Genomic DNA, 13,977 nt, shown 5'->3' on the forward strand with positions numbered 1-13,977 from the left:
TTTTTATTTAAAATCCTTAGAATCTCTTCTCGGTCCTTTCGCCTCGGGCCATTTTGTAACCTGTCCTTTATCATCAAGAGGCATTTCTCTTTTCTCTCTGTTGGTAAATTCCGGATCTTCTGATGCCATGTAAGCTAGTGATGCCGTTAAAATTACATTATTTTTCACCTCATCAAAAACAATCTTGTCGTATGTATCTTTAGTCGTGTGCCAAGTATAGCCGAAATACCCCCAATTCAACGAACTTAGAGAAAATCCGGGAACTCCTGCAGCTACAAAAGAAGCATGATCAGAACCACCTCCGCCGGGCATTCCCGGAAAATCTGTTTTGATCTGATCTCTTACTTTTTTCGGAACTCCATTCAGCCATTTTCCGATATAATCGTACGATTTTACAAATCCTTGTCCGCTGATGTTTACAACACGACCTGTTCCGTTATCTTGGTTGAACACCGCCTGTGTTCCCTTTATAATTTCAGGATTATCTGCAACAAAACCTCTGGAACCGTTCAAACCTTGCTCTTCACTTCCCCAAAGTCCGACAACGATCGTTCTTTTATTGTTTGGATAATATTTTTTAAGGATTCTCATGGTTTCAAGCATCGTTAAAACGCCTGTTCCGTTGTCTGTCGCGCCCTGAGCACCATCCCAAGAATCAAGGTGAGCAGAAAGAATGACATATTCATTCGGTTTTTCTTTTCCTTTAATAATTCCGACTGTGTTAAAAGTTTTAGCATCAGGAAGAACTTTTGACTGTGCTTCAATTTTAATTTTAGGTTTACTTCTTTTTTCAGCCATTCTGAAAAGCATTCCATAATCTTCAACATCAATGTCGATCATTGGGATTTTGCTTGTTTTAGCTCCAAAAATCCGGTTGGCTCCCATAATTCCTGTCCAGTTTGAAATGGCAATTCCCACAGCTCCCGCTTTTTCCAAAGCTTCAGGAAGCGTATTATTATCGTATCCAATATTTTTCACATAGTCACGGAAATCTTTTGAAGCCTGTTCTTTTTCCGCTTTTAATTTTTCATATAATTCAGGAGTTGCAAACTCTTTGATCTGTTCATCAGAACGTCCTATTTTCTGATACTGCGCCATCAGAACAATTTTTCCTTTTGCGGAAGGTAACCATTGATCAAATTCAGCTTTAGAAGACACTTTAGGAAGAATTACAACTTCAGCCTCAATCGCTTTTTTAGTCGCAGGACTCCAAGCTAATTGGGTTGCAGATAATGATTTTATGCGAGGATACGTCATGTCAACATGCGTAATTCCTCTTTGCCAGCCTTTCCAAGTTCCGAATTGCTGTAGATTGGCATCAACTCCCCAAGAACGAAGTTTTTCGGCCGTCCATTCATTGGCTGCCAGCATTTCAGGCGTTCCAACCAAACGGGGCCCGATTCCATCAAGCAGTTCAGACGCCATATCTTCAAGCTGAGAATGGCTATTAACTTCATTTACAAAATTTTCAACTACAGGATTCAGTTTTTCCTGTGAACCGGTTTGTGCCTGAGCCCATGAAAATTGTACCGCCAATACTACTGCAGGCGCTACAAAAAAGCGATTTATCTTCATAATGTCATTGATTGGGATAAAGATAAAGGAATTCGGGGGAAACTGGGAAGGGTAAAAGAGAAAAACAGAATGATTTTTATCCTAATGATTGATATTTAGGCTTAAAAAATAATTTTAAAGTTAAATTTTTAAACCATTAAAATGTATCAAGCTGTTAAGAAGATTAGCTTTTGATAAAGTATTAAGAAGCTAAACAAGGATTTCACAATTTGATCTCTATAAAATAAGCCTAGATTCCTACGGAATGACAAACTTGATTTAATAATAAAAAAAACCGACTTCAAAGAAGCCGGTTCATATCGATTTTAGGTCGATTATTTTTTTGATTCCTCAACAGAAACTTTTCTGAAGTCTTTGAACAATTTGCTTAGTTCTAAAGCTGATTTACGAGCTCTAGTTCCAGCAGCCTTGTTTCCTTTTTCTGCTTGTTGGTTTGCTTCAGTTGTAAAAGCTTCAAATTCCGCGTTGATCTTTTCAATAAGTTCTTTCATTATTTTAAAATTTAGGGTGCAAATATAGGTTTTATGGTGGATTTCGCAATAGTTAAGGGTAAAAAAACTTAATAAAAATCGAGAATTATTAAAATTTGGAATGAAAATAAAAATTTTTAAGTCAATTCGTTCCTTTTTTTCTCTATCAAAAGCTAATGTAAAGTAAGATTCAGGTTTATTTAAAATAAAAATCAGATTTTCGGGAAGACCTTTTATCGGTTTTATGTAAATTCGCTAAATAACTAAATTATTTGTCCGTAAGTCCCATGGAGCTGCCAAAAGAATATATTTTATCGGATACCAACATCAGCACACTGTCTATATATGATCTTTTGAAGCACGCTCAAACGGCAAATTTTATAGAAAACAAAGATTTCCGGGACATCTACCCAATTGCCCTTGACTGCAATGCCGGAGTTTTTACGAAAACTACATCTGTCATTGATTTCCCGAATGTTTCCGTAAGCCAGGTTGGAACTTCATTAATAACTGCTTGCTCATGTGACAATGAAACGAATAAACTTTGCGAGCATCAGGCTGAAATTATTCACGCTATTCTGGAGCAGAAAAACTTCCGAATCTTTTTTGATCATAATGTAAGACAAAGATCATTGATGTCTGTCGCGAAAGGTTTTGGATTAGAAAATGAAACAAATTTGGATGCTTATTTTAACATTGAATATACTGATGGAAAATTAGATATTCAGCCAAAAATCAAAGAGCTGATCCAAATGGATGAGCAGGTTTTCAAACAGGATCTGCTTCCTCAACGCGTTTCAATATTAGATGAATTAGCAGTTCAGAATACTGATAAAAAAAAGATTCTGGTTATCGGAAAACACCGCTTTTACAATCAACTGAATTTTTCATTGATGGAAGCTGATATTACCCAATCAGGAAAAGTAAAAAACCCAATTACAACGATTGATCCCATGCAGTTGATCTGGAAAGCAGAACAACCCTCAGAGATCAAATTTTATACGGCAATTCTCACCTTTCAAAATAAATATAGCGAAGAAAAAAGCGCTGCAGAATTACAGGCTTTACAACTGATCGTCCAGAATCCTTTAGACCTTGATGTGTATTATCACGATCACACTGTAGCCGAAACAATTTCTTCAAAATCATTGATTTCGATTAATTTAAATATATTAAAATCGGAGATACAACTTACTGTTTTCAAGAAAGATCCTTTTTACGAAATTACAGGAGAGCTGTTGTTCAATGACATTTCCCTCCCTTTTAAAAATGTAGTGATCCGAAACGATTATTTTGTGTATTATCAAAATACGCTCAGCTTGGTTGACAATCCTGATATGCTTCGTGTGATCAAGTTTTTCAAATCAAATAATGAAATATTGATCATCCACGCTTCAAAATATGACGAATTTCTGCAAACTGTTTTATCTTCATTAGAACAGTATATCCATATCAATTACAGTTATATCCGCCAGGCCACACCGGTAGAATTGGCAGAGAAAGATTTCAACACAGAACGAATCATTTATCTACAGCAAAAAGGAAATTTTGTTTCTATTACTCCGGTAATGAAATATGGCTCGGTTGAAGTTGTCGTTTATTCCAGAAAGCAATTGTTTGATACTGATCAGAATGGAAATATGTTCACCATCGAACGAAATCATGATGCAGAAGATCGTTTGACTTCAATCATTATGAAACAACATCCTGAATTTGAAGAGCAAATGGACGGGAATGAATATTTCTACCTTCATAAAGATAAATTTTTAGATGAAAATTGGTTCTTAGAAGCCTTTGAAGCATGGAGAAACGAAAAAATAACCATTCTTGGATTCAATGAATTAAAGAACAATAAATTAAACCCAAATAAAGCTAAATTAAACATCCTGATTACCAGCGGTGTCGATTGGTTCAACGCTAAATTAGCTGTAAAATTTGGCAAGAAAGAAGCTTCATTAAAACAGATTAACAGAGCAATACGTAATAAGACTAAATTTATTCAATTAGATGACGGCACTCAAGGTATTTTACCCGATGAATGGATCAATAAAATCTCTAAATATTTCCAGATTGGAGATATTGATGAAGAATTATTAAAGATCCCGAAAATCAGTTTCACAGAAATATCAAATCTCTTTGAAAAAGAAGTTTTGAGTGATGAGGTACAAACAGAGATCAATACCTATTCACAAAATTTTTCAGCAACCAAAAAGATCCCTGAAATTACCGTTCCGGCAGAATTAAATGCAGAACTGAGAGATTATCAGCGAGACGGACTGAACTGGCTGGGTTTTCTTGATAATTTCAATTTTGGAGGATGTCTTGCCGATGATATGGGACTGGGTAAAACCATACAGATCATTGCTTTTATCTTACATCAAAGAGAAAAATACGGACCTACAACCAACCTGATTGTTGTTCCCACTTCCCTCCTATTCAACTGGCAGGAAGAAATTGAAAAATTTGCACCTTCCATCAAGGTTTTGTTGCATTATGGCGCCGACAGGAAGAAAACGACCGATTTGATGCATCAGTATGAAGTCGTATTGATAAGCTATGGAATGCTGCTTTCGGATATTCGTTTTCTTAAAACGTTTCATTTTAATTATATTTTCCTTGATGAATCGCAGGCTATTAAAAACCCGAATTCAGAAAAATACAAAGCCTCCCGTCTTTTACAATCAAGAAACAGGATCGTATTGACCGGAACACCCATTGAAAATAACACCTTTGATCTGTATGGGCAACTTTCTTTTGCCTGTCCGGGATTGTTGGGAAGTAAACAGTATTTTAAAGATACGTACGCCATCCCAATCGATAAATTTGAATACACCAAACGAGCTATAGAACTTCAGCAAAAGATAAATCCTTTTATCCTCCGAAGAACCAAAAAGCAAGTCGCCAAAGAGCTTCCCGAAAAAACAGAAATGGTTATCTACTGCGAAATGAACGCAGAACAGCGTAAAATTTACGACACTTATGAACGTGAGCTTCGAGAGTTCATCTCTGCATCCACTGATGATGAAACGCTTAAAAACAGTATGCATGTTTTAACGGGCTTAACAAAACTTCGACAAATCTGTAATTCTCCTGCTTTGTTGAAAGAAGGTCATTCCGGTGATAATGCCGTGAAAATTGAGATTTTAACCGAGCAGATCGAAAATAAATCTAAAGAACATAAAATTCTTGTCTTTTCACAATTTGTAGGAATGCTTGATTTGATTAAAACTGAATTAGAGAAGAAAAATATCCCTTTTGAATATCTGACAGGGCAAACCAAAGACCGCGGAACGAAGGTGAATAATTTTCAAACAGATGAAAATATCCGTGTATTTTTAATCAGTTTAAAAGCCGGTGGTGTTGGTCTTAACCTTACAGAAGCCGATTACGTTTATCTGGTAGATCCTTGGTGGAATCCTGCTTCTGAAAATCAGGCCATTGACAGAAGTTACAGAATCGGACAAACAAAAAATGTGATTGCCGTTCGCCTGATCTGCTCCAATACCGTCGAAGAAAAAATATTAAATCTCCAGAAGAAAAAAAATAAACTTGCCCAAGGTTTAATAAAAACCAGTGAATCAAAACTGCAGAATTTCAGCAAAAGTGATCTTCTGGAAATCTTGGAGTAAAATTTACCCAAAAGGACACAAAAGTTTTAGTACTCAATATATTTTGGATAATAATTTTCCATTCAGTTTATACACATTGAAACTTTGTGCCTTTTAACTTCTTTGAATCTTCGATTTGTGATTAAAAAAAACAATCGATTTTATAGATTATCATAGTAAGAATTGTTTTTATTGAAAATAATTCAAAAATAAATTTACATTCCTTATATTTGATTTTTATAATTTTGCATCATGAGCGATCAATTAGAAACGATAGAAGATTATTACAAACGCGTAAGACAAAACAAACTTAGAGTGTTTGATTCTGATGATTTTGAAACAGGAAAATCACATTTCAATATTTCTATGCGAAAGTACTGCAGTTTTAAAAGTCCTTACAATCGCCGCGACTATTATAAGATCAGCTTTATTATCGGTAAAGGAACTTTTCAGTATGGCCAGCAACAGTTGTATATCGATCGCCCTGCCCTATTTTTCCCTTCTCCGAGCATTCCTTATTCTTGGGAATGTGACGGTGATCTTCAGGAAGGTTATTTCTGTCTGTTTAATCAGGAGTTTTTTAATGGAAATTCAGAATTCAAGCTATTTAAGAAGACATCAATGTTTAAAGAATGGAGCATGCCGATTGTTTTTCTTACAGAAGAACAGACCCAGCTGGCAACCGTCTATTTTGAACAGATGTATAAACTTAATAATTCGTCCTATCCGTTTCGATGCAACAGCATTAAAAACCATTTGGCTTCCGTTTTACACCTCGCTTTAGAGAATCGCGTTGAAGATATTGACCCTAATGAACTTCCTGCTAACATTAGGTTATATCGACTGTTTGATGAACTTCTTAACAAACAGTTTCCGTTGGATTCACCGGCTTATCCATTAGCTTTGAAAACAGCTTCAGACTTTGCAGAACACCTTAATGTACATGTGAATCATTTAAATTCTTCCGTAAAATCGGTAGCCAATCTCACGACCACACAAATCATTAAAGAAAGAATGTTTGAAGAATCTAAAAATCTGCTGAAATACACCAACTGGGATATTTCTGAAATCGGCTATACATTGGGATTTGATGAACCTTCTCATTTTAATAACTTCTTTAAAAAGTACGCCAACACTTCCCCGCTTAAATTTAAAAGCATAGTTTAATTCTTTGAATTTTGTAATTTTTACTTTGTCTTTTAAAATTCATAGTAATCATACTTTCTCTATTTTTGTATCGTTAAAAAAAGAATAAGCATGTTGTTGAAAGAAGCATCTGAAAAACGCATCAGATTAATTACCATTATGGCCTTTATATCGATCCCGCTTTCGGGGTTTGTTACTGATATTTATTTACCTTCATTTCCATCAATGGCCAAGGGAATGCAGGTTTCGGAAAAAGATATCCAGATCACCTTAACATCCTATTTACTGAGTTATGGGATCTGCCAGTTATTCGTAGGAAATATTCTGGATAATATCGGGCGCTACCGTCCTAAATTACTGGCTTTACTATTTTTGATTATCAGCAGTCTGTTGATCACGATGACGAATAGTATTCTATTAATCTGTCTTCTCAGAATCCTTCAGGGAGCTGCGGTTTCTGTTTTGGTAGTGGCTACCCGCGCTATTTTTGTGGATATTTATGATGCGGAAAAAGTGAAGCATTATTTAAGTTATTTCACGATTGTCTGGTCTTGCGGACCTATTTTGGCACCATTTCTGGGCGGTTATCTTGAAAAGCTATTTAACTGGCATGCTAATTTTTATTTCCTTGCTTTCTATGCAGGAGCCATATTTCTTTTTGAACTATTCTTTAGTGGTGAAAGTCTTCCGGAAAAGAAGAAGGTCAGTTTTTCAGAAAATATCAAGCTCTACCAGATGATGTTGAAAAACCGCATCTTTATGTTGGGAATTTTCATTTTGGGATTAAGTTATTCTATTGTAATGTTGTTCAATATTACCGGACCTTTTATTATTGAAAATACTTTTCATTTTACTCCGGTGGTCATTGGATATTGTACTTTAATTCTTGGATTCTCATGGATGATTGGTGGGTTTATCGGCAAACGAAGAATTTCATTGGATTTCCAAGCTCGTATTTTACAACCTGTTATTATACAATTGGTTTTAATTGCTAGTTTGATTGCAGTAAGTTACTTTGCACAGAGTCTTTACATTACGATTCCTTTTGCATTTTTCATTCATATTTGTTCAGGGATTTTATTTACCTCTTTTTTTACGACAAGTATGTTGTATTTCCCTAAGAATGCCGGAACAGCAGGCGGATTAATGGGTGGATTAGTTTATATTATTACTTCTCTTACGAGTTTTATTATTTCTGTCAGTGGAAATGTTGCTCAACAAAAAGACTTGGGTTGGCGGTATCTGATTATTTCCTTTTTACTTTTTGCAATTATCCTTATTATGAGTCAAACATTGAAAAAAGAAAAAGCAGAGAATTAATCTCTGCTTTTTAATTCATCCGGCCTTCAACATTTCACCTTCAAACGATCGCTGACTTTTATATTGATTCTTCAAGTAAATGATACCATTTTATCTTATCATAAGATTCTAACAGAAATACAGCGGAAGCTTTTCTGGTATTCATTTCTCCATCAGCATTTTGAGTTTCTATATATTCTGCCAAAGCATGTTTATCCGTCAGATGGATTTTTATATCGGAAATTTTAATTTCCATTTCTGAAAATTTGCCAAAAGCAGAAGGTAACCAATTCGCAAAATCCTCGTAATTCAAATCATTTCCGCGACTTCCTTTCATTTTGAAGTCAGGATGGAAGTTCTGTAATAAACCTAACAATAAAGCTTCTTTATTTATCATATTCTTTTTGAACCAATTTTCTATATTTTCATGAAAATCCAAGATCTCTTTTTGTACTAATTCTGTTGTATCCATTACATTTCTATTATTCTTCATTCTTAATTTTTTCTTTTTAACAGCCATCATCTTATCGCAAGATCAAAAAAAGGAATCTAGTTCGTAAAATGATCTACTACATCATTACTGCAGTGCTTATATTAATCTATTAGTTATCATTAAATTAACAACCTCAGTAAAGATGCAGTACTGTCTTTTTAAGGGAAACAAGATATATTTGACATATAAAAATTGAACATTTATTTAGAAAGCAGGGGACTCTTTTATGTCTTTGGTTCTTTATTCTTACCCCTGCTTTTATTTTAAAAAGTATCTGCAAATATTTATTTGTAGCTTTTATATGACCATAGAGTAGTGACTATACTCATACTTTGTGTTTGTGTTTTTTGTGTTACAGGGGTGATCCCAAGCCCCTGTTTTTTTCATAATAATTGATGAGGAGCTCTCCTAAAAAGATCTACTATTTTTTTATCAATCAGAATACTCCTTCAAACGCTGTCTGTAGCTCATTAGGATGGATGTTTTTGAGATAAAGCCTACAAATTTGTTTTCCCGATCCACAACCGGAAGATTCCAAACACCTGTATCATCAAATATCTGGAGTATTTCTAATGGTTTATTTTCCGGATGAATGATTGCCGGCGGTGCTTTCATAATTTTAATAATACTCGCCGAAGTATCCGTATCTGAAAATAAAAAAGGACGAATATCATCTATGGTAAGGATTCCTCGCAATTTATTTTCATCATCTATCACCCCGAAAATATTCTTATCTCCTTCTTTTACAAGCTCAAATACATCTGCAATAGAAGCATTTTCATTCACAGTTTCTGAAAATCTATCGATAAAATCTTCTGTTTTTAATGAAAATAATAAATTTTTATCATGCTTATTTGTAAAGATCTTTCCTTCGTCTGCCAGTGATTTTAACTCTGGAGAAATGGGAGAAAACCATTTAGCGATAAGGTAAGACATCACAGAAACAATCATTAAAGGAATAAAAAGATCGTACCCGAAACTAGATTCCGCGATCAGGAATATCGCCGTAAGCGGGGCGTACAATACTCCACTCATGGCACCTGCCATTCCTACAAGAACGAGATTCGTTACCGGAACATCTGAAAAGCCAAGATGCTGACAAATTAAGGCAAACAAATAGCCTACAGTTCCTCCCGCAAAAAGTGAAGGAGCGAAGTTTCCGCCATTTCCTCCACTGAAAATGGTAAAAGACGTTGCAAATGCTTTTAAAAGACAAACTAAAATTAAAAATATAATGACTGTCCAGTCTTTAATCTCAAAATACCTGAAAAAACTGTTTTCAATAATTGAATGCGTATTACCATTTGTGAAAGCCTTTACCGTATCATATCCTTCCCCAAATAAAGGCGGAAAAAGTACGCAGAGCAATGACAAAACTGCCCCGCCAAACATGGCTTTTCGCAAGCGTGACATGTTTAGACCTTTTATAAAGTGTTCGACCTTTTGAGAAACAATAACAAAATACCTGGCATATAATCCGGTTGTAATCCCTAAAATAAGGTAATAAGGAACATTTTTATAATTAAAAGGTTCTCTTGTATAAAATCTGAAAAGTATATCTTCCTGAAGTAAAATCCTTGATAAAAGACTACCGCAAACCGCTGCAACAACCAAAGGAATAAAATCTGTGAAGACAACTCCCGTCAGCAAAATTTCAAAAGCAAACATGATCCCGGCAATCGGGGCATTAAAAGCTGATGCAATACCTGCTGTAGCTCCGGCAGCCAGTAATAAAGTTCGTTCTTTATAACTCAGACGATAGGTTTGAGCAAAATTAGATCCGATTGCAGCTCCGGTAACCGCTATTGGACTTTCCAATCCGGCAGAACCACCAAGTCCGACTGTAATTGCACTTTGAACAATCTGTGAATACATTTTAACAGAGGAAACGATACTTGAATTCTGAGCGATTTCATATAAAATAGCACCAATTCCTTTCCTGTCCTGACCTTTAAACAAGGTAAGAACAATGCTCGTCGTTAATACGATTCCCAAAAAAGGGAAAATGACGTAGAATAATATTTGATATTCAAAGTGAACTTTAGTGGTGATAAAATTATGAATATGATGAACAAGAGTTTTCAATACAACCCCCGCCAATCCAGCACTGCACCCTACAATAATACCAGAAAGAACAAGAAACTGACTACGGCTCAACCTGTTATTTAACCAATGAAGAATAAGCTCATAACTTCTTACTTTTTCAAGGCCGTATTTTTGAAAATCTCTTTTGAATTTTAGAAAACTTAGGTATTTTCTTTTATTATCAATTTTCACTTCTTTGAATGTTTTAATTCCACCATTAAGTAAGCGGGATGTAAATTTAGGAAATTAAATTTTGTTTTTTTGATTGGGGATAGATTGATTTTAATATGATTTAGCTTAATAAAATTAAATGATAAATAGTAAAGATATTTTCTTAAAAATTAGTTTTAATTAAAACTAATTTTAGCTATATTTGTTAGACTAAGTAAACGAAGGACAGATTTTCTATAATTTTTCTTTTTAATTTTATTGAGATAACGCTCTTATACATTAAAATATGTCTGTAAAACACAATAATATATCAGAATTAGCCTTAGAATTAGGTCTTGCAATGGGCGAAATGAAAAACCGTCTGCGACAGAAAATTCAGGCAAAAATTAATGAGTATGATTCTGATCTTTCTTTCGAACTTATAGAAATCATGGGACTTCTCTCACGTAATGACGGCATCAATCAGCAGGAAATCGGCAATAAGGTAAGCAAGGACAAATCAAGCATAACATATCTGATCAACAGCCTTGTAAAGCGTGAATTCGTTCAAAGGATCGAAAATAAAAACGACAGAAGAAACAAGCAAATTTACCTTACCGATAAAGGAAAGCAAATCGTACAAACGGTGTATCCCTGGGCATTGGAACTTTACGAAAAAGCCGCCGGCGATTTTAATGAAAATGAAATAAAAAATGCTCTTCTTTTAGTTAAAAAAATGACAACAAATCTCGAATAAATAATTCTTAAATTAATCTAACATGAGAACAATACTGGTACCGATTGATTTTACCTCAACCACAGAAAATGCCGTGAAAGTTGCTTCACAATGGGCAAAACAATATCAATACGAACATATTATATTGTTGAAAACTTCTGACGAATCTGAATTCGACTACCTGCATATTGCAGAAGGTCATTCATTTGTAAATGAAGAAAGTATCAACAGTCTTCTTAAAAAAACGGAATTATTATTTAAGAAATTAGCCAATATCATTCTTGAAAAATTTCCTGACCTTAAAGTTTCAAAAGCAATAAGCAACTGGACTTTAACCAGAAGCATTAATGATATTGTAAAAGAACAGCCGTCGATAGAATTGATCGTTTTAGGCAGTGATGATCAGGCAGTTTCCAGCGACAGTGTAGTTTCGGAAAATATAATAAGCATTGCCAGAACAAGCCCCGTAAAAACTTTGATTGTTCCCAATAGTTATAACTACAGCGAGATTAAAAATATTCTCATTCCCTGCGACATCAACGGTATTACAAAACTAGAAAGGCTGTTTAACCATAAATATATCATTCGTAAACAGGATGTAAAGTTGATGTTTTTAAATATTCATACAAAAGAAGATCAAACAATTATAGAAGAAAAAAAGGTTGAAATTCAGGAATATATTCATCAGCATTTAACAGAAATCCCAAGCACAATCTATTATTCTTACGATAAAAATATTGTCAACGGAATATTGACTTTTGCATCAACAAATAAGACAGATCTTATTATTGCCCTGCCCGGCAAACATAGTTTTCTGTATTATTTAACGAGTAATAGCATTTCGGAAGGCATCTATCAGAATGTTAACCAGCCTGTTTTAATATTAAAATAGAGGATGTTTTAAAATAAAATAACACCTACTGACAGACTCTTGTCACAATCCTGATTTATTTTTGTTGAATAATTTAAAATCCTCAAAAATGAATTTAGTATCCATACGTATTATTACCGCTAATATTGAAAATTTAGTGAAATTTTATGAGCAAATAACAGGAATTACAGCAATACAATACACTCCCGATTTTGCTGAGATTAAAACATCAAATGCAACAATAGCCATCGGAAGCACAAAGACATTGCAATTTTTTGGTGGTGAAAATATAGCACAACCCGCTGAAAACCGCTCTGCAATTATTGAATTTTTAGTTGATGATGTAGATAAAGAATTTGAGCGATTAAGAGATTTCTTATCTTCTCATATTGTACAGGAACCGACCACGATGCCTTGGGGAAATAAATCGTTATTATTCCGAGACCCTGATGGAAATTTGGTTAATTTCTTTACTCCAATTTCAAAAGAAGCGATTGAAAAATTTAATTCAAATTGATTTTAAATAAATTTTTTTAAGCTTTTTATTTTAACCACAAAAGGAACAAAAGCCATTTGAATATTTCATTATTGTTTAATAAGTAGAAAACAAAAGTTATCAAAAGAGTAAAAATCAAAGATTTTTAAAAACTTATGTGTTCTTAATTTGTAGTTTATTAATGAACTTAAAATACTAAAGTGTTAATCTTTTGATTCTTTTGTGGTTAAAAAAACAGCATCATTAAAATTATAATGACGCTGTTTTTAATTTATTTGAAAATTGTTTTCCGTTTAAATTCAAATGAAAGGTATATTTTTAACCTCTCGCCTTTTCATCCGTAAAAAACTGATAACCTTCTTTTTTATTGATAAGTTGTAACGGATATAACTTAGGATTGTATTCTCCATTTAACACTTCATTTAAAGCATGTTTTTTTGATTCACCGAATGTTACAACCAATATATTTTCAGCTTTATTGATCAAAGGTTCAGTCAAAGTGATCCTGAACATTTCCTGAGGCTTCAAATAATAAGCAGCCACCCATTTTTCTTTTTCATCTAAAACTGCTTCACCCGGAAATAAAGATGCGGTGTGTCCGTCATCCCCCATTCCTAAAAGGATAAAATCAAAAACGCCTTCATATCCAAGAATATTTTTAATCTCTTGTTCGTATTCTTTAGCATAATCTTCCGGTTCTACTCCATCTTTATACATTGGGAAAATTTGCTCTTTATTCACAGGAACTTTATTGAAAAGTGCTTCAAAAGTCATTTTTGCATTGCTTTTCTCATCATCTAAAGAAACCCATCTTTCATCAACCCAGAAAAAGTACACTTTATTCCATTCTATTTTTTCTGCATATTCTTGCGTTGCCAGCAAATTAAAAATCGCTTTTGGAGAAGAACCTCCGCTTAACGCAACCACAAAACGGTTATTTTTCTGAATAGATTTTTGTGAAAGATCAACAAACGTATCCGCTGCCTTTTTATATAATTTATCTAAATCATCAAATACAGTAATATTCATTTTTGTCTTTTTAAATTAA

At 34.0% G+C, this 13,977-nt stretch carries 11 protein-coding genes; 6 read left to right on the top strand and 5 right to left on the bottom strand.

Going from position 1 to position 13,977, the window contains the following annotated elements; translation table 11 throughout:
- Window positions 1-3: 3 nt before the first annotated feature.
- Together EG348_RS20150 and EG348_RS20155 are read right to left on the bottom strand one after the other, a co-directional pair.
- Window positions 4-1,575: a M20/M25/M40 family metallo-hydrolase gene (locus EG348_RS20150; protein ID WP_123984728.1), complete on the bottom strand. Its 1,572-nt coding sequence runs from the start codon at window positions 1,573-1,575 to the stop codon at window positions 4-6.
- A 314-nt stretch (window positions 1,576-1,889) separates the two neighbouring features.
- Window positions 1,890-2,066, bottom strand: a complete 177-nt coding sequence (locus EG348_RS20155; protein ID WP_034684091.1) for a histone H1 — start codon at window positions 2,064-2,066, stop codon at window positions 1,890-1,892.
- Between the two features lie 266 nt (window positions 2,067-2,332).
- Here EG348_RS20155 and EG348_RS20160 point away from each other — a divergent pair, with 266 nt between their 5' ends.
- The 3 genes from EG348_RS20160 (at window position 2,333) to EG348_RS20170 (ending at window position 8,119) form a co-directional block, all read left to right on the top strand.
- Window positions 2,333-5,674, top strand: coding sequence for a DEAD/DEAH box helicase (locus tag EG348_RS20160; RefSeq protein ID WP_123984729.1), 3,342 nt, complete (start codon window positions 2,333-2,335; stop codon window positions 5,672-5,674).
- Window positions 5,675-5,905: 231 nt separating this feature from the next.
- Window positions 5,906-6,820: a helix-turn-helix domain-containing protein gene (locus tag EG348_RS20165; protein WP_123984730.1), complete on the top strand. Its 915-nt coding sequence runs from the start codon at window positions 5,906-5,908 to the stop codon at window positions 6,818-6,820.
- Between the two features lie 93 nt (window positions 6,821-6,913).
- A complete protein-coding gene (locus EG348_RS20170) occupies window positions 6,914-8,119 on the top strand; it encodes an MFS transporter (protein ID WP_123985127.1) in 1,206 nt (401 codons plus the stop codon).
- 58 nt (window positions 8,120-8,177) lie between these two features.
- On the opposite strand, the gene EG348_RS20175 is transcribed toward EG348_RS20170, so the two are convergent.
- Window positions 8,178-8,591: a hypothetical protein gene (locus EG348_RS20175; protein ID WP_123984731.1), complete on the bottom strand. Its 414-nt coding sequence runs from the start codon at window positions 8,589-8,591 to the stop codon at window positions 8,178-8,180.
- A 432-nt stretch (window positions 8,592-9,023) separates the two neighbouring features.
- On the bottom strand, window positions 9,024-10,868 hold the full coding sequence (locus tag EG348_RS20180; RefSeq protein WP_123984732.1) for a chloride channel protein: 1,845 nt from the start codon (window positions 10,866-10,868) through the stop codon (window positions 9,024-9,026).
- Window positions 10,869-11,133: 265 nt separating this feature from the next.
- On the opposite strand from EG348_RS20180, the gene EG348_RS20185 reads away from it, so the two are divergent.
- From EG348_RS20185 to EG348_RS20195, 3 genes are all read left to right on the top strand, one after another.
- The gene (locus tag EG348_RS20185; protein ID WP_123984733.1) at window positions 11,134-11,583 is read left to right on the top strand and encodes a MarR family winged helix-turn-helix transcriptional regulator; all 450 of its coding nucleotides are present in this window, start codon (window positions 11,134-11,136) and stop codon (window positions 11,581-11,583) included.
- Between the two features lie 22 nt (window positions 11,584-11,605).
- Window positions 11,606-12,454: a universal stress protein gene (locus tag EG348_RS20190; RefSeq protein WP_123984734.1), complete on the top strand. Its 849-nt coding sequence runs from the start codon at window positions 11,606-11,608 to the stop codon at window positions 12,452-12,454.
- An 88-nt stretch (window positions 12,455-12,542) separates the two neighbouring features.
- Window positions 12,543-12,950, top strand: coding sequence for a VOC family protein (locus EG348_RS20195; RefSeq protein WP_123984735.1), 408 nt, complete (start codon window positions 12,543-12,545; stop codon window positions 12,948-12,950).
- 297 nt (window positions 12,951-13,247) lie between these two features.
- Here EG348_RS20195 and pgl read toward each other — a convergent pair whose 3' ends face one another.
- Window positions 13,248-13,958 (bottom strand): 6-phosphogluconolactonase, encoded by a 711-nt coding sequence (pgl, locus tag EG348_RS20200; RefSeq protein ID WP_123984736.1) that lies wholly within the window; start codon window positions 13,956-13,958, stop codon window positions 13,248-13,250.
- Between the last annotated feature and the right edge of the window lie 19 nt (window positions 13,959-13,977).

Source organism: Chryseobacterium sp. G0201 (genome assembly GCF_003815655.1).
Taxonomy (GTDB): domain Bacteria; phylum Bacteroidota; class Bacteroidia; order Flavobacteriales; family Weeksellaceae; genus Chryseobacterium.